This is a genomic window from Streptomyces sp. SBT349 (genome assembly GCF_001083795.1).
Taxonomy (GTDB): domain Bacteria; phylum Actinomycetota; class Actinomycetes; order Streptomycetales; family Streptomycetaceae; genus Streptomyces.
This window is the reverse complement of record NZ_LAVK01000004.1, coordinates 1-16,478: the sequence shown is the minus strand read 5'-3', so window position 1 is coordinate 16,478 and position 16,478 is coordinate 1. Positions and strand designations below refer to the sequence as shown.

The following is a 16,478-nucleotide window of genomic DNA, read 5'->3' as shown; positions in this document are numbered from 1 at the left end:
GGCGGCCCGGACTCCGGCCGCGCCCGCGCCGGCCGTCCTCGCCTCCGTCCCCGCCGGGGTGGTCGACCGCGACGGCATGGAGCTGTCGCGCACCGAGCAACCGATCGCTCCCGGCGCCGAGCTGACGACGTTCCAGCGGCTCGAATCGGACAAGTGGCTGAGCGCCCAGGCGCTGAGCATCGACCTCACCAGCGACCTGCGGGTGGACTACCTCGCGGCGGAGGACGTAGCCGACGCGGCTCCGGTGAGCGAGCTGGTCGCGGGGCACGACGCGGGCGAGGGCCGCACCACCGTCGCCGCCCTCAACGGCGACTTCTTCGACATCAACGCCAGCAAGGCGCCGCTGGGCGCGGGCATCTCCGGCGGCGAGCTCGTCCAGTCCCCCACGGACGGCGTCACCCAGGCCGTGGGCATCGGGCCCGAGAACGCGGGCCGGATCCTCGACCTCTACTTCGAGGGCACGCTCACCCTCCCCGGCGGCGAGGCGGGCCTCGACACGTTCAACGCGCCGGGCGTCCCGGCCGACGGCATCGGCGTCTACACGCCGCAGTGGGGCGAGGCCGACCGCGCCACGGCGGTGGCCGGGGCCGGTGACGTCACCGAGGTGACCGTCGAGGAGGGCGCGGTCACCGCCGTCGCCGACAAGCCGGGCGCCGGGCCGATACCCGAGGGCGCGACCGTTCTCCTCGGCCGCGACGCCGGGGCCGCGACGCTGGGCGCGCTCGCCGCGGGCGACCCCGTCGCCCTGGAGTACGCGCCGCTCACCGGCGACGGCTCGCCGCTGCCCACCACCGCGGTCGGCGGGCGCGGCGTCCTGGTGTCCGAGGGCGAGCCGCAGAACTGGGAGGGCCTGCCGAACAACCCGACGGCCCCCCGCACCGCCGTGGGCTTCTCCCGGGACGGGCAGGACATGTACGTGCTGACCGTCGACGGGCGGCAGCCGCACTCGGGCGGCGCCACCCTGACCGAGCTGGCCGTGATGATGGCCGACCTCGGCGCCTGGAGCGCGCTCAACCTGGACGGCGGCGGCTCCTCCACCCTGCTGGCCAGGGACGCGGGCGACGAGGCGCCGCACGTGATCAACAGCCCGTCGGACGGTGCCGAGCGCGAGGTGCCCAACGGCCTCGCCCTCACCGCGCCCGAGGGCAGCGGCGAGGTGGCGGGCTTCCGGGTGGAGCCCACCGCCGACCCGGCCGCCGCGCCGACCGCGGGCGCCGTGCCCGGCGGGCGGCCGGACCGCGTCTTCCCGGGGCTGACCCGGCGGCTGACCGCCACCGGCTACGACGAGACCTTCGGCCCCGCCGAGGCCGAGCCCTCCCGGTGGCACAGCGACCGGCGGCGGGTCGGTACCGTCACGGGAGACGGCGTCACGGGAGACGGCGTCTTCCGCGCCGAGCGGCCCGGCACCGCGCGGGTCACGGCGTCGCACCGCGGCGCCGAGGGCTGGACGGACCTCACCGTGCTCGGCGACCTGGACCGGATCGTTCCCACCACCCAGCGCGTCGGGCTCGCGGGCCCCGAGGCGTCGGGCGCGTTCGGCCTCCTCGGCTACGACGCGGCGGGGAACTCGGCGCCCATCGAACCGGCCGACGCCCACCTCACCTACGACGCCTCGCTGTTCACCGTCGAGCCCGACGCCGAGGCCGGGGGCTTCCGGGTGCGGGCCGCCTCGGACGCGGCCTCCACGTCCGGGCTGGTCTCGGTCGAGGCCGGCGGGGTCACCGCGGCGGTGGCCGTCACCGTGGGACTCGACGACACCGTGGTCGCGGACTTCGAGGACGCGGACGCGTGGGAGTTCAGCCACGCGAGGGCCGGCGGCGAGCTGCTGCCCGAACCGGCCGGGCAGGAGGGCGCCGCGCTGCGGATGACCTACGACTTCGGCCTGTCCACCGCCACGCGGGCCGCGTACGCCACGCCCGCGGGCGGGAACATCCCCGTCCCCGGGCAGCCGCAGAGCTTCACGCTGTGGGTGGACGGCGACGCCCGCGGCGCCTGGCCCTCGCTCCACCTGGTGGACGCGCGCGGCACCGACCAGATACTGCGCGGCGACCACCTCGACTGGGAGGGCTGGCGGCAGATCACCTTCGAGGTGCCGGAGGGGGTGGCCTACCCGCTGTCGGTGCGGCGCTTCTACGTGGCCGAGACCCGGCCCGAGCAGGGCTACACCGGCGACATCGCGATCGACGAGCTGCGGGCTCAGACCCCGCCGGACGTCGCGCTGCCCCCGGCGGTGGCGGACCGGGACCCGCTGATCGCGACGGCCGAGGAGACGGCGGAACGGGACTGGAACTTCGCGGTGGTCTCCGACGCGCAGTTCGTGGCGCGGGACCCGGACAGCGCGATCGTGGCCGCCGCCCGCCGCTCGCTGCGGGAGGCCAGGGCCGCCGACCCCGACTTCGTGGTGATCAACGGGGACTGGGTGGACGAGGGGTCGCCGGCCGACCTGGCGTTCGCCAGGACCGTGATCGAGGAGGAGCTCGGCGACGCGCTGCCCTGGTACTACGTGCCGGGCAACCACGAGGTGATGGGTGGCTCCATCGACCAGTTCGAGGCCGAGTTCGGCGCGAGCAGGCGGACGTTCGACCATCGGGGGACCCGGTTCCTCACGCTGGACACCTCCTCGCTGACGATCCGCGGCGGCGGGTACGAGCAGTTCCAGGAGCTCCGCGCGCAGCTCGACGCCGCGGGCGACGACCGCCGGGTGGACTCCGTGGTGGTGATGGCGCACGTGCCGCCGCGGGACACCACCGCGCAGCCCGCCAGCCAGCTGAGCGACCGGTGGGAGGCGGCCCTGATCGAACGGTGGCTGGCCGACTTCCGGCGCGAGACCGGCAAGGGCGCCGCGTACTTCGGCGCCCATGTGGGGGTCTTCGACTCCTACCACCTGGACGGGGTGCCGTTCTTCATCGGCGGGAACGCGGGCAAGGCGCCGGCCGCCCCGCCGGACGAGGGCGGCTTCTCCGGCTGGGCCCTGGTGGGCGTGGACCGGATCTCCTCCGGCGAGCAGGCCGAGGCCAGGCGCGCGCCGCACGCGGTGCTGCCGGACTGGCTCTCCGTGCAGACCAGGCCCCATGTGGACGGGCTGACGCTCGACGCCCCCGGAGCGCTGGCGGTGGGCGAGACGGCCGAGGCCGGGGCGTCCGTGACCCAGGGCGAGGGGGAGGGCGCGCGTGAGGTGCCGGTCGCGTTCCCCGTCAGCGCCGACTGGGCGGGCTCCCGCGGCCTGCACGTGGGGGACGCCGAGGACGCGCGCCCGCGCCATGTCGCGGCGTTCGACCCGGCGACGGGCGAGCTGACCGGGTTGCGGCCGGGGACGGTGACCCTTCAGGTCGCGGTCGGCGGGGAGACCCGGAGCGTGGAGCTGCGCGTGACCCCCTGAGGCCGGCGCGCTACAGGTGCGGCCGGATCGCCGGCAGCAGGTCCTGGATGGTGCGGCCCGAGGTCGGGGCGCCGATGGCGGTCATCTGCCAGCCGGCGCCCCGGCGCCGCACCTTCGCCATGACCTGGCCGGTCCAGGCGCCGCCCCCGGTCAACGTGTACCGGGCGAGCTCCTCGCCGGTGGCGGCGTCGACCAGCCGGCAGAACGCGTCGCGCACCTGGCTGAACCTGCGGCCGGTGAAGGAGTTCACCGTGAAGACGATCTGGTCGATCCGCTCGGGGACCCGGCGCAGGTCGACGGTGATGGACTCGTCGTCCTCGTGGCCCGCGCCCCCGGTGAGGCTGTCGCCGCTGTGGGTGACGGACCCGTCGTCGCTGGTGAGCTTCTTGAAGTAGACGACGTCCTCGGCGCTCTCGCCCGCGAACAGCACGGCGGAGGCGTCCAGATCGATGTCACGGCGGCTGTCGAACATCTTGGAGAGGAAGCCGTCGCCCCGTTCCAAAGCCCGCCAGCCGAGCCCCATCCGGATCAGGCTCAGCCCGCCGCCCTCGGAGTCCTGAACGCTGAACTCCTCGCCCTGGGCCAGCTCCACACCCATGCCCGTCCCCCCTGCGTCCCCGTGATCAGTGCTGTGCATGCCGCTACCGTAGGCCCACCTCGCGCATCTGGCGCAGCTCCCTCTTGAGATCGGACACCTCGTCGCGCAGCCGCGCGGCGATCTCGAACTGGAGCTCGGCCGCGGCGGACCGCATCCGCTCGGTGAGCTGCTCGATGGTCTCGGCGAGCTCGGCGGCCGGCCGGTCGGTCAGCTCCTTCCTGCCGCCGCCCTGGGCGACGGTGGGAACGGGGGCCTTGCCCTTCTTCGCCTCGCCCGGCTGCCGGTACCCGGAGCCCAGCAGCGCCTGGGTGTCGACCTCCTCGCGGGCGATGGTGGCCACGATGTCGTTGATCTTCTTCCGGAGCGGCTGGGGGTCGATCCCCCGCTCCTCGTTGTACGCGATCTGCCGGGCGCGGCGCCGGTTCGTCTCCTCGATGGCGCGCTCCATGGCCGGGGTGATCCGGTCCGCGTACATGTGCACCTGACCCGACACGTTCCTCGCGGCGCGGCCGATGGTCTGGATCAGCGAGGTGCCCGAGCGCAGGAACCCCTCCTTGTCGGCGTCCAGGATGGCCACCAGCGACACCTCGGGGAGGTCGAGGCCCTCCCGCAGCAGGTTGATCCCGACGAGCACGTCGAACTCGCCGGAGCGCAGCTCGCGCAGCAGCTCGACGCGGCGCAGGGTGTCCACGTCGCTGTGGAGATAGCGCACGCGGACGCCGAGCTCCAGGAAGTAGTCCGTCAGGTCCTCGGCCATCTTCTTGGTGAGCGTGGTGACCAGGACCCGCTCGTCCTTCTCGGCGCGGTCGCGGATCTCGTGGACCAGGTCGTCGATCTGCCCCTCGGTGGGCTTGACGACGACCTCCGGGTCGATCAGACCGGTGGGCCGGATGATCTGCTCGACCACGCCGTCGCCGCGCGAGAGCTCGTAGGGACCCGGGGTCGCCGAGAGGTACACGGTCTGGCCCACGCGCTTCTGGAACTCCTCCCACTTCAGCGGGCGGTTGTCCATGGCGGAGGGCAGCCGGAAGCCGTGGTCGACCAGGGTGCGCTTGCGCGAGGCGTCGCCCTCGTACATGGCGCCGATCTGGGGGACGGTGTTGTGCGACTCGTCGATGACCAGCATGAAGTCGTCGGGGAAGTAGTCCAGCAGCGTGTGCGGCGGGGAGCCGGTGTCGCGGCCGTCGATGTGGAGCGAGTAGTTCTCGATGCCGGAGCAGGTGCCGATCTGCCGCATCATCTCGATGTCGTAGGTCGTGCGCATCCGCAGCCGCTGGGCCTCCAGGAGCCTGCCCTGCTGCTCCAGGCCGGCGAGCCGCTCCGCGAGCTCCGCCTCGATGCCGGAGACGGCCCGCTCCATGCGCTCGGGCCCCGCCACATAGTGCGAGGCGGGGAACACGTAGAGATGGTCGTCGGACGAGATGACCTCGCCGGTCAGCGGGTGGAGCGTGGAGAGCGCCTCGATCTCGTCGCCGAACATCTCGATGCGGACGGCCAGCTCCTCGTAGACCGGGAAGATCTCGATGGTGTCCCCGCGCACCCGGAAGGTGCCGCGGGTGAACGCCACGTCGTTGCGCACGTACTGGATGTCGACGAAGCGGCGCAGCAGGGCGTCCCGGTCGATCTCCTCGCCGACGCGCAGCGGCACCATGCGGTCCACGTACTCCTGCGGCGTGCCCAGGCCGTAGATGCAGGAGACCGACGCGACGACGACCACGTCCCGGCGGGTGAGCAGCGAGTTCGTCGCGCTGTGGCGCAGCCGCTCCACCTCCTCGTTGATCGAGGAGTCCTTCTCGATATAGGTGTCCGTCTGCGGGACGTACGCCTCCGGCTGGTAGTAGTCGTAGTACGAGACGAAGTACTCCACCGCGTTGTTCGGGAGGAGCTCGCGGAACTCGTTCGCCAGCTGGGCGGCCAGCGTCTTGTTCGGTGCGATGACCAGCGTCGGGCGCTGCAGCCGCTCGATCATCCACGCCGTGGTCGCCGACTTGCCGGTGCCGGTGGCGCCGAGGAGGACGACGTCCTTCTCCCCCCCGGCGACGCGCTTCTCCAGCTCCGCGATGGCCGCGGGCTGGTCGCCACTGGGCTGATAGGCACTGACGACCTCGAAAGGCGCCGTGGTGCGTTCGATGTGTGAGACGGGCCGCATGCCATCAACCGTACGGCCCCCCACTGACAACGTCGCCGCACCGACGGACGGTAGCCCCATGTTCAACTTTCGGTAACCGTTCTCCTCCCCCTCCGTTCCCGGCCGCGGGCAGCCTGCCTGCGGCCGGATCGCGGATAGCAAGGAGCCCCCCATGCCGTACCTCCCCACCCCCACCTGGGCCGGGTGGCTACTCGGCGTCACCCTCGCCACCTTCGGGCTCGGGCCCGCGACCGGGACGGCGTCGGCCGGGGTCGTCCCCGCCGGCGGCACGGCGGAGGCGCCGGTCGTCGTCGCCCACCGCGGCGCCTCCGGGTACGCCCCGGAGAACACCCTGGCCGCCGCGGACGCCGCGGCCGACGTGGACATCACGTGGGTGGAGACGGATGTGCAGCGCACCGCGGACGGCGAGCTCGTCCTGATGCACGACACCACGCTGGAGCGGACGACGGACGCGGAGGAGGTCTTCCCCGGCCGCGCTCCGTGGAACGTCGGCGACTTCAGCGCCGAGGAGATCGCGCGGCTCGACGCGGGCAGCTGGTTCGGCGACGCGTTCGCCGGGGAGCCGGTGCCCACGCTGGCGGACTTCGTGGAGCGCATGGAGACGCACGACCAGCGGCTCCTGCTGGAGATCAAGGCCCCCGAGCTCTACCCGGGCATCGAGGGCGAGATCCTGGCCGAGCTCGGCACCCTGGGCTGGCTGGACGAGCGGCTGCCCGGCGAGCGCGTGGTCGTGCAGAGCTTCGGCGCCGAGTCGGTGCGGACGGTGCACGAGCTGGCACCGCGCGTGAAGACCGGGTTCCTGGGCACCCCGGCCGTCGCGGACATCCCCGAGTACGCGGCGTTCGCCGACCAGATCAACCCCCGGTACGGCGACCTCACGGCGGACTATGTGGCGGCCCTCCAGGCGGTGGACGGGCCGAAGGGCGAGCCGGTCGAGGTCCACACCTGGACGGTGAACGACGGGCCCACGGCCGTGCGCGTGGCGGGGCTCGGCGTGGACGGCGTCATCAGCAACTACCCCGACGTGGTGCGCGACGCCCTCGCCGGCTGACGGCCGGGCCCGGCGGCCCGCGGGGGCGCTGGTCAGCGCTTGTCAGGGCTTGTCGGGGCTTGTCCGGGCTCGGCGGGGCTCGGCGGCGCTTGTCAGTGGGTGCCCTTAGGCTGCCGGGCATGAGTGGGGACACACGGTGCGCGTGGGCCGTCCGGCGGTCGCCGGTCGGCCCGCTGCTGCTCGCCGCCACGGCGTCGGGGCTGGTCAGCGTCGTCTTCCACGCGGAGGAGCGGGCCAGACGGCGGGCGCTGGCCGGACTCGCGGCGGGGCTGGGGGCGCGTCCCGGGCAGGTGGAGGACGTGGCGGACGACCCCGTGCTGGCCGGGGCGTCGGCCGAGCTCGACGCGTACTTCGCGGGTGGGCTCAGGCGGTTCACGGTTCCGCTGGACTGGTCACTGGTCTCGGGCTTCACCGAGCGGGTGCTGCGGGAGCTGGCGGCCTCGGTGCCGTTCGGCAGCGTGGTGGGGTACGGCGCGCTGGCCGGCCGGGTCGGCGACCCGGACGCGGCCCGCGCGGTGGGCGCGGCGATGGGGGCGAATCCGCTGCCGGTGGTGGTGCCCTGCCACCGGGTGGTGGCCTCCGACGGGGGCATAGGCGGGTTCAGCGGGGGCCTGGAGACCAAACGGACCCTGCTGGCCCTGGAGGGCGTGCTGCCCGCCCCGCTCTTCTGACCGGCATCGCGGCGCCCCTGGGAGGGGCCGCGGCCCGGCCCGCCCCCGAAGGGATCGCGGGCGGAGGGACCGGTGGGGAACGTATGACGGGAGCGTATCCAGGGAATCACCCCGGGTGAGGGGACAACGTCACCGAGCCCGGGGGGGCCCGTTCATGGCCTGGCACGAGGACCGCAAGCCGGTTTCCTACTGCTCGTCCGACGCGCTGCGGAAGCGGGGCTGGACGCCGTTCCTGGTGCGGGCCTTCCTCATGGAGCCCGACCTGACGGTGCGCGGGGAGCCGCTCTATCTGACGTCGCGGGTGCGCGGGGCCGAGCGAACGCCGGAGTTCGCCGCGGCCGTGGCGCTGCGCCGCCGCCGGGCCGAGGCCCTGCGGGCCGCGAGCGCCCGGCGGCGGGAGCGGGCCCTGGACGCGATCAGGACCGTGCGCCTCGATCTGCCGCTGCTCTCCCCCGCCGAGCTGGTCGAGCGGGCCGTCCGGCACAGGAACCTGCGGGACGCGCGGCGGGCCGCGCTCTCGTGGGGGCACCGGCCGAGCCCGGTCAGTGCCGAGTCGGCCGTCCCCGCGGAGCTGGCCCGCTGGCAGGTCGAGTACTTGCGTGACGTGCTGGCGCGGCACGCGCTGCTGGTCGAGGCGCTGCCGCCGGGGAGCTGCCGGGCGGAGGGCCGCCGGCTGCTCACCGAGCGGGTGCTCGGCGCCATCGCGGCGGCCTACCCGGCGCTGGGCGCGGAGTGCCGCAGGCAGCGGGCCACCGCGCCGGCCGGCTGAGGCCGGCCGGGGGAGTCACGGGCCGCGGGTGTCACAGGCTGCGGGTGTCACAGGCTGACGCCCTCGTCCTTGAGGAACGCGACCGGGTCGATGGCCGAGCCGTAGTCCGGCGTGGTCCTGACCTCGAAGTGGAGGTGCGGGCCGCTGCTGTTTCCGGTGTTGCCGGACTTGGCGATGTGCTCGCCGGTGGTCACGGTCTCGCCCTGGTCGACGTCGATCTCGGACAGGTGCGCGTACTGGGTGTAGGTGTCGTCGGAGTGCTTGATCACGACGGCGTTGCCGTACGCGGGGCCGTCGCCCGCGCCGTTGCCGCCCGCCTTGACCACGGTGCCGCCGTGGACGGCGTCGACGTCGGTGCCGGTGGGCACGGCGAAGTCCTGGCCACTGTGGCCCGAGGCCCAGCGGTCACCGCTGTTGCCGAAGGAGGCGCTCAGCGAGTAGTCGTCGGATATGGGGGAGACCCACTTCTTGGCGGCTTCCTTCTGGGCGCTCACCTGGTCGCCGGTCGCCTTGGCGACGTCGGAGACGGTGTGCGGGGAGAAGGTGCCCTGGCTTCCGCCGCCGCCGTCCTGGCCGGCCGCCACCGAGACGCCGGTCACGGCGACCGAGGCGCACACACCGGTCGCGACCATGGCGCCCGTGCGGGTGCGGAGATTCTTCTTCGCGCGGTTCAGCGTCGTGGAGAAAGTGCTGGTGTTCGGCATGGTTGGACTACCTCTGCATGTGGGGGAGATTCCAGCCAATCGGGCCGGACACCCTCATGGATAATCGCCGGCTCAGGCCGCCACAAGCACCGTTCCTACGAAACGACCCCGTAGACACCGGGGGCGGAATAAGGCATGGGTCACCGGCGGAGAACACCTCTCCCACCGGGTTCTTTCACGTTCAACGTCGTGACCAGGGTGCTTTTGACCTGGACGGATCGTGGGTCCACCCGTCAATTCCCCGAGGTCTGCCGCCGCTCCCGCCGGAATACCCGGCCGCACGGGACCAAAGTCCCGGACTTTTGGCAATCCTCGATCCTATCGGGCTTCGTAGGCCCGGATTCGCGTGTGTGGAGCGTCACTTTCGCCGCCGCGTCGGCGCGGGATCAGCGGGTGAAAAGCTCAAAGGGAACGCAGGGGGCGCCGCCGAATCGGGGCGCGGTCATCTCCGCCATGGAGGCGTGCAATTCCCGTGCGTAGGCGACCGGCTCCAGATCGCTGAGGGCGGCGATATAGGCGCGGTGCTCGGCGAGCGAGGCGACGGCCCGCTCCACGGAGCGTTCGCTCACGCCCTGTGCGTGGGTCGCCTCGGGGGAGCCGGCCACGGCCACCCAGCGCACCCCGTCCCAGGGGCGTGCGCCGCCCGCGGCGAGCTGCTCGGGGAAGATCCACCGGTTCCCCGCGTCGCCCGCGGCGTCCAGCACGGCCCGTCCCACGACCCTGTGGTCCGGGGTGTTCCAGGCGCGGGTGCCCCAGTCCCACGTCTCGCGGTGGTTGAGCGTGATCAGCAGCTCGGGCCGGTGGGACCTGATGACGGCGGCCAGGTCGCGGCGGAGCGCGGTCCCCTCCTCGATCACGCCGTCCCGGTGCCCGAGAAAGGTGACGGAGTCGACGCCGACGACGGCGGCGCTCGCGATCTGCTCGCCCTCCCTGACCCGCGCGCTCTCCTCGGGCTCCAGCGTGTCGATGCCCGCCTCGCCGCGCGTCACCAGCAGGTACGCCACGTCACGCCCCGCGTCGGTCCACTCGGCCACGGCCGCCGCCGCGCCGTACTCCAGGTCGTCGGGGTGGGCGACGATCGCCAGGGCCCGCTCCCAGTCGGTGGGCATGGGTGTGAACTGGTCCGTCACCGCAGGTCTCCTCGCCGGTCCCGATCTCGCCGCGTCCGCCCTCGGCGACCGCGGCACCATCATCGCCGAAGCATCGCCTCGCCCGCGCAGGTGGCTGACCGCGGCCTGGGGAGCGGCCGACGCGCTCCGTCCGCGCACGCGCCGCCCCCGGGCACGAGCCGGGCCGCCGGACGGCGGTCAGCGGTGCCCCTGCCGTTCGCCGAACGAGGTCCGGCCCACCGCACCATCAGGTCCCACCGGCCCCACCGGTCCCACCGGTCCCAGCGGCAGGCGGCCCGAGAGCCGACGGCGGCAGCGCTCGGCGCGGCGGGCGAGAGCCGACCAGGAGGACGAGGCGGCCGTGGAGCCGCCGCGGCGGGCGGCGAGGGCCCGCTCGCACAGGGCGAGGGCCGTCGCGTGGTCGCCGAGGCGCCGCTCGTGGTGCAGGGACAGCCGGTTGAACAGGGCGGCGTCGCGGGCGCCCTGGTCCACGGCCCACTGCCACAGCCGCACGGCGTCGTCCACGCGCTCCTGCCGCTCCCACACCTGCCCCGCGTACCGGGCGCCGCGGCCCAGCGCGGCCAGGTCCCCGGCGGCGGCGAGCAGCGGCAGCCGGGCCGCGAGGTCGTCCGGGTACGGCGTGGCCGAGCCGTAGTGCGAGACCAGCGCGCCGCCCGCGCTGCCCGTGTCGCACAGCCCCAGGGCATCGCACGACCAGCAGCTCCGGCAGCCGGGGAGCGCGGCGATCGCGGCGGCGGCGGAAGGGAAGAGCCCCAGGAGGTGAGCGGGGGCGCGGCTGCCGCGGTCGAGGGTGGCCAGGTGGGTCACGATCTGCCCGACGTCCTCGCGGTGCGCCCCCTCCTCGGCGAGCTGGAGCCGCAGGCCCCTCAGCAGCGCGTCCCTGGCGAGCTCCGGCCTGGCGGGTCCGAAGACGGAGGTCTCGGCGCACAGCATCCCGCCGAAGAGGCCCCACAGCCGCCCGGCCTCCGGGCACCCGTCGTCCCGGAGCCTGGCCAGGGCGGCGCGCCAGCCCTCCGCGCCGCCGTGCCAGCCGGCGATGGTCAGGTGCGCGGCGCGGTGGCCCTGCGTGAGGCCCTCGGTGTCCGCGTCGCACCGCACGCGCTTGCGGCGCTCCTCGCGGAGCAGGTCGGCGGCGGGGGCGCTCAGGCGGGTCAGGTCCGTGTGGCCGTCCCGCGCGGCGCGGCGCAGCAGGTCGGTGAGGAGCGCGGCGGTGACCTCGGCGTCCGAGTCGGCGCGGTGGGCGCGGTGCGGGATGCCGAGGGCGGCGACGCAGGTGGTGAGCCGGTGGTTGTCCAGCTCGGGCAGGAACCGGCGGGCGAGGCGGAGGGTGTCGAGGGCGGTCGCCGGGAGCCGCCCGGTGCCGGCCCGCTCCAGCTCCATGGCCAGGAACCTGAGGTCGAAGCCGACGTTGTGCGCGACCAGCACCGCGCCTTCGAGCCGGGCCAGGACCTCGGGCACCAGGTCGGCGAAGCGGGGGGCGGCGGCGGCCTCCGCGTTGGTGATGCCGTGTATGTGGACCGGGCCCGTGTCGCGCCCCGGGTCGACCAGACTCGTCCACCGGTCGGTGACGCGCCCGTCCTCCACGGTCACCAGGGCGAGCGAGACCATGCGGTCGCCACGCTCGGGGCTGAACCCGGTGGTCTCGCAGTCGAGCACCACGAAGCGGTCCCCGAGCAGGGCAGGCGACTCGGGGAGCATGTCGGCCGTCATCGGTGCCTCAGCGCCAGCCGTGCCGCAGCTGGAGGTTGTGGACCACCCGGTTGAACCGGGCGCGGTCCAGCGCGCACGCCTCGCGCCGCATGCCCTCGGGGTGCACGCGCAGGACGCGGTCCAGATGCACCCACGAGTCCCGCCCCGTGCGGTCCCAGGGTCCCGAGCCGAGCGGCATCCACTCGTCGTCATGGTCCCTGTCGCGGCTGGTGAGCTGAACGGCCAGCAGCGTCTCGCGACGCTCCTCCCGCGCGACGACCAGAACGGGCCGGTCCTTGCCGCGGCCGTCGTTCTCCTCGTACGGGACCCAGGTCCACACGACCTCGCCGGGGTCGGGATCGCCGTCGGGCTCGGGCGCGTACTGCGTGCGGACGGGCCCCACTTCGCGCGGCTCGACCTCGACGGTCGCCGAGAGGCCCGCGCGTCCGGGTATCTGGTCTGTCCTGATGCGATCCATGCGCACACGCTATCGCCGGGCACTGACAGGCGGTCCCTCGGCCGGGCCCGCGCACGGGGACTCGACGCGGACTGTCAGTGGCGGCGCCTAACGTTCCGCACAGATGAACCCGGGCCATCGGGGCCGGGGGGAAGGAGCTTGCCGTGCCCGAGGCCACGACCTATCTGGAGCTGTCGGAAGACGGCGGTGGCGCGCACAAGTTCTACGAGATCTCGGTGAACGGGACGGCGGTGACCGTTCGTTACGGACGCATCGGGGCGGGGGGCCAGACGAAGACGAGCTCGTTCCCGACGGCCGCGAAGGCGCGGGCGGCGGCGGACCGGAAGATCGACGAGAAGGTTCGCAAGGGGTACGCGCCGGCCGTGCGGGGGCAGCGGGCCGCGAGGTCGGTGACGCGCCGCCAGGTCACCTCCGCCCCCTCGACCGCGCGGGCGGTGGCGCCGGTGCTGTGGCGCTTCCGCACCGGCACCTCGGCGTTCGGCATCCACATCGACGAGGACCGCTGCTGGGTGGGCAATCAGAGCGGCGACGTCTACACGCTGGCCCACGACGGCGAGGTGCTGGCCCGCTACCGGCTGCCGGACGGGGTCAAGTGCCTGGTGGCGGACGACTTCTGGATCTACGCCGGGTGCGACGACGGCACCGTGTACGACCTGTCGTCCAAGCTGCCGTTCGCGGCCTACGCGATAGCCGAGGACGTCGACATCTTCTGGCTGGACATCCACGAGGGCGTCCTGCACGTCTCGGACCGGCAGGGCCGGCTGACCGTCATCGACCACGAGGACGAGCTGAAATGGTCGCGCCGGAGCCTGGGCGACCACGCGTGGATGGTGCGGCGCGACGAGTCCGCCGTCTACCACGGGCACAGCCGCGGCGTGACGGCCTACACGCCCGACAGCCGCGGCGAGTTGTGGCACACGCCGACCCGCGGCGCGGTGCTCTTCGGCTGGCAGGAGCACGACGCGGTCTACGCGGGGACCGACCGCAGGGTGGTGCAGCGGCTGTCGAAGGCGACGGGCCGCGTGGAGGCGACGTACGCCTGCGACTCCGTGGTGTACTCCTGCGCGGCGGCCCCCGACGGGCGCTACGTGTTCGCCGGGGACAGCTCGTCCTCGGTGTACTGCTTCGCCAAGGACGGCACCCGGCTGTGGAAGCTGGGGACGGGCGCGGGCTCGGCGCTGTCGATGCAGTACCTCGGCGAGCAGCTGTTCGTCGTCACCACCGACGGCTCGCTGGCGTGCGTCGACGCGAGCGAGGCGGCGATCGCGGCGGCCCAGGCCGGGACGGTGCCGCGGGCCGTGGACGTCAAGTCGGCGGCGGCGCTGCCGACGTACACGCCGGGCGCTTCGGTGGAGACGGTCGCGGCGGTGCCGAGCGGCGGCGTGATCGTGGAGTGCGTCCAGGACGGCTCCCGGCTGCGGATGCGGGTGAGCACCGCCGGGTTCGACCCGGGGTGGAACGTGCAGTTCCCCCGGCACATCCGCCAGCCCGGCGCGCGGTACGTGGTGGACGGGCTGCACGCCTCGGCCGGCGGGTTCTACCGGGTGCGCGGGGAGATACGGCGCCTGGCCTGACGGGCGCCGGTACCCCGCGGCGCTACCGTGTCGCCATGGCCGGTGACACGATGCGCGCCTGGGTGGTCCGCGCCCCGGGACGTCTTGACCTGGTGAGGCTGCCGGTGCCCAGCCCGGCGCCCGACGAGCTGCTGGTCCGGGTGCGGACCTGCGGAGTGTGCCGCACGGACCTGCATGTGAGGGACGGCGACCTGCCGCCTCACCGCTCGCCGGTGGTGCCGGGGCACGAGGTGGTCGGGGAGGTGGTGGCGGCGGGCCCGCGGGCCGGTGAGCACGCGGTGGGCGACCGGGTCGGCGTTCCCTGGCTGCGGCACACCGACGGCCGGTGCCGGTTCTGCCGCCGCGGCCAGGAGAACCTGTGCCCGCACTCGCGGTACACCGGCTGGGACGAGGACGGCGGGTACGCCGAGTACCTGACGGTGCCCGCGGCGTACGCCTACGCGCTACCCGAGGGGTTCACCGACGAGGAGCTGGCCCCGTTGCTCTGCGCCGGGATCATCGGCTACCGGGCGCTGCGGCGCGCCGACCTTCCCGAGGGCGGGCGGCTGGGCATCTACGGCTTCGGCGGCTCGGCCCACCTCACGGCGCAGGTGGCGGTGGGCCGGGGCGCGCGCGTCCATGTGCTGACGCGCTCGAAGGCGGCGCCGGCGCTCGCCCTGGAGCTGGGCGCCGCCTCCGCGGGGGACGCGGAGGCGGGGCCGCCGGAGCCGCTGGACGCGGCGATCCTGTTCGCGCCGGTCGGGGACCTGGTCCCGGTGGCGCTCTCGGCGCTGGACGCGGGCGGAACGCTGAGCATCGCGGGCATCTACCTGTCGGCGATCCCGCCGCTGGACTACGAGGCGCTCCTCTTCCGGGAGCGGACGGTGCGGAGCGTGACGGCCAACACGCGGGAGGACGGGCGGGAGTTCCTCGCGGCGGCGGCGGAACACCGGATCCGGACGACGGTGATGCCCTACCCGTTCGAACGGGCGGACGCGGCGCTGGACGACCTGGCCGCGGGGGGGGTGCGGGGGGCCGCGGTACTGACGATGGCCGGGGACTGAGGCCCGGCTCAGAACTGGGCGGTGCGCAGGGTCCGTTCGCGGACGGTGTCGAGGAAGCCCGGCACATCCTCCATCGTGGTCCCGGTGCACTGGATGATCAGGTCCATCACATCGCCCGCGGACAGGGCGCCGACCACCGGGTGGACATGCGCGAGGCCGATCCGCTCCTCCATGCGCTTGAGCACGTGGATGGCCAGGTTGAGCTCGGGAACGCGGCTGGTGTGACCGAAGTCCAGGTTCTGCTTGATGACCCACATCTCCGGAATGATCTGGCCGAAGACGATGACGTGGGCCAGCGCGAACATGGACCTGGCGCACTGGCGGGCGCTCTCCTCGGTCTCGTCCTGGAGTGCCTGCACGGCCTCCTCGTCCTCGGCCAGGTGGGCCTGGATCAGCGCCACCGCGTGCAGCACCTCGTCAGTGGTATACGGCTTTCCCGAGTCGTCCACCAGCCACCGCCCCTGTCACTGTCCGCCGATCATTCGAGCACCCAGTGTTGCAGGTTCGACGGCGTGCGGCAGCCGTTCGCAGCCCAACGCCGCCCCTCGCATGTGGTTTCGGTCAGGGGCGGGAGGGGGCGGCGGTCAGGCGGGGGCGTCCAGGCGGGCCGCCTCGGGTCGTCCACGCGGACGACGACATCGGCCTCCTCGACGGGCCGCGCCTCGCTCTCGTACCGGGCGAACGCGGGGAGCGTCCACCGCTCCCCCTCCGGCGTCCGCCGCGCCAGCGCGCCGGGCGACAGGCTCAGGTGCACCGTCAGATCGGCCGGGAACCACCGCCCCAGCAGAAAGGTGCCGTGCAGCAGGAGCACGCCCCCCGGCGGCAGTTCGGTGTAGGGGGAACGGGTGGCGCGGTCGCGCTCGGCGTCCCACAGGTCGGGCAGCACCCGCCCCGTCCCGCCGGGGTCGAGCGGCGTGAGGACCTCGCGCCAGAGGGCGCCGGTGTCGAGCCACAGGTCGACGTAGGCGTCGGGGTCCCGCCTGCCGTACTCGAAGCGCAGCGAGTCCGCCCGCAGGAACCCCTCGGCCGCCACCACGAGCGCGGGCCGCCCCCGCAGCCTCAGCTCCTCGGCCATCCACCGGGCCGGCGCCCCGGTCCCGGCCGCCGGGGCCCCGTCGATCAGCACCCGCGCCCACTCGGGACCGGGGCCGGTCGCCACCCCTGCCAGGCGGTCCACCAGTTCGCCGGTGAGCCGCTCCCAGCTGATCGCCTCCAGTCGCATCCCCCCATCCTCCTCGCCCCC

At 74.0% G+C, this 16,478-nt stretch carries 13 protein-coding genes and 1 pseudogene; 6 read left to right on the top strand and 8 right to left on the bottom strand.

Going from position 1 to position 16,478, the window contains the following annotated elements:
* The first annotated feature begins 76 nt into the window (after window positions 1–76).
* Entirely contained in the window at window positions 77–3,379 is a 3,303-nt protein-coding gene (locus ADY01_RS01020) for a phosphodiester glycosidase family protein (RefSeq protein ID WP_107081599.1), read from the top strand.
* 10 nt (window positions 3,380–3,389) lie between these two features.
* Here ADY01_RS01020 and ADY01_RS01015 read toward each other — a convergent pair whose 3' ends face one another.
* On the bottom strand, window positions 3,390–3,977 hold the full coding sequence (locus tag ADY01_RS01015; RefSeq protein ID WP_049564174.1) for a TerD family protein: 588 nt from the start codon (window positions 3,975–3,977) through the stop codon (window positions 3,390–3,392).
* A gap of 43 nt (window positions 3,978–4,020) precedes the next feature.
* Window positions 4,021–6,126, bottom strand: coding sequence for an excinuclease ABC subunit UvrB (uvrB, locus tag ADY01_RS01010; protein ID WP_049564172.1), 2,106 nt, complete (start codon window positions 6,124–6,126; stop codon window positions 4,021–4,023).
* 151 nt (window positions 6,127–6,277) lie between these two features.
* Here uvrB and ADY01_RS01005 point away from each other — a divergent pair, with 151 nt between their 5' ends.
* From ADY01_RS01005 to ADY01_RS00995, 3 genes are all read left to right on the top strand, one after another.
* Window positions 6,278–7,177 carry a glycerophosphodiester phosphodiesterase gene (locus ADY01_RS01005; protein WP_049564170.1) on the top strand — a complete coding sequence of 300 codons (900 nt, stop codon included), beginning with the start codon at window positions 6,278–6,280 and terminating at the stop codon, window positions 7,175–7,177.
* 119 nt (window positions 7,178–7,296) lie between these two features.
* Entirely contained in the window at window positions 7,297–7,848 is a 552-nt protein-coding gene (locus ADY01_RS01000) for a methylated-DNA--[protein]-cysteine S-methyltransferase (protein WP_049564169.1), read from the top strand.
* 154 nt (window positions 7,849–8,002) lie between these two features.
* Window positions 8,003–8,617, top strand: a complete 615-nt coding sequence (locus ADY01_RS00995; RefSeq protein ID WP_049564167.1) for a hypothetical protein — start codon at window positions 8,003–8,005, stop codon at window positions 8,615–8,617.
* 47 nt (window positions 8,618–8,664) lie between these two features.
* Here the strand turns inward: ADY01_RS00995 and ADY01_RS00990 are convergent, their stop codons facing one another.
* From ADY01_RS00990 to ADY01_RS00975, 4 genes are all read right to left on the bottom strand, one after another.
* Window positions 8,665–9,321, bottom strand: coding sequence for a M23 family metallopeptidase (locus ADY01_RS00990; protein WP_049564165.1), 657 nt, complete (start codon window positions 9,319–9,321; stop codon window positions 8,665–8,667).
* A 386-nt stretch (window positions 9,322–9,707) separates the two neighbouring features.
* On the bottom strand, window positions 9,708–10,451 hold the full coding sequence (locus ADY01_RS00985) for a PIG-L deacetylase family protein (protein ID WP_049564162.1): 744 nt from the start codon (window positions 10,449–10,451) through the stop codon (window positions 9,708–9,710).
* 177 nt (window positions 10,452–10,628) lie between these two features.
* The gene (locus ADY01_RS39615; RefSeq protein ID WP_063784078.1) at window positions 10,629–12,161 is read right to left on the bottom strand and encodes a PolC-type DNA polymerase III; all 1,533 of its coding nucleotides are present in this window, start codon (window positions 12,159–12,161) and stop codon (window positions 10,629–10,631) included.
* A gap of 7 nt (window positions 12,162–12,168) precedes the next feature.
* Entirely contained in the window at window positions 12,169–12,618 is a 450-nt protein-coding gene (locus tag ADY01_RS00975; RefSeq protein WP_049564160.1) for a type II toxin-antitoxin system PemK/MazF family toxin, read from the bottom strand.
* Window positions 12,619–12,761: 143 nt separating this feature from the next.
* Here ADY01_RS00975 and ADY01_RS00970 point away from each other — a divergent pair, with 143 nt between their 5' ends.
* Window positions 12,762–14,192 carry a WGR domain-containing protein gene (locus ADY01_RS00970; protein WP_049564158.1) on the top strand — a complete coding sequence of 477 codons (1,431 nt, stop codon included), beginning with the start codon at window positions 12,762–12,764 and terminating at the stop codon, window positions 14,190–14,192.
* A 50-nt stretch (window positions 14,193–14,242) separates the two neighbouring features.
* On the top strand, window positions 14,243–15,235 hold the full coding sequence (locus ADY01_RS00965) for a zinc-dependent alcohol dehydrogenase family protein (protein WP_199826134.1): 993 nt from the start codon (window positions 14,243–14,245) through the stop codon (window positions 15,233–15,235).
* 8 nt (window positions 15,236–15,243) lie between these two features.
* On the opposite strand, the gene ADY01_RS00960 is transcribed toward ADY01_RS00965, so the two are convergent.
* The gene (locus tag ADY01_RS00960) at window positions 15,244–15,684 is read right to left on the bottom strand and encodes a DUF6224 family protein (RefSeq protein ID WP_049564154.1); all 441 of its coding nucleotides are present in this window, start codon (window positions 15,682–15,684) and stop codon (window positions 15,244–15,246) included.
* A gap of 140 nt (window positions 15,685–15,824) precedes the next feature.
* A pseudogene (locus tag ADY01_RS00955) lies at window positions 15,825–16,457 on the bottom strand (uridine kinase); the annotation flags it as partial.
* Window positions 16,458–16,478 lie beyond the last annotated feature (21 nt).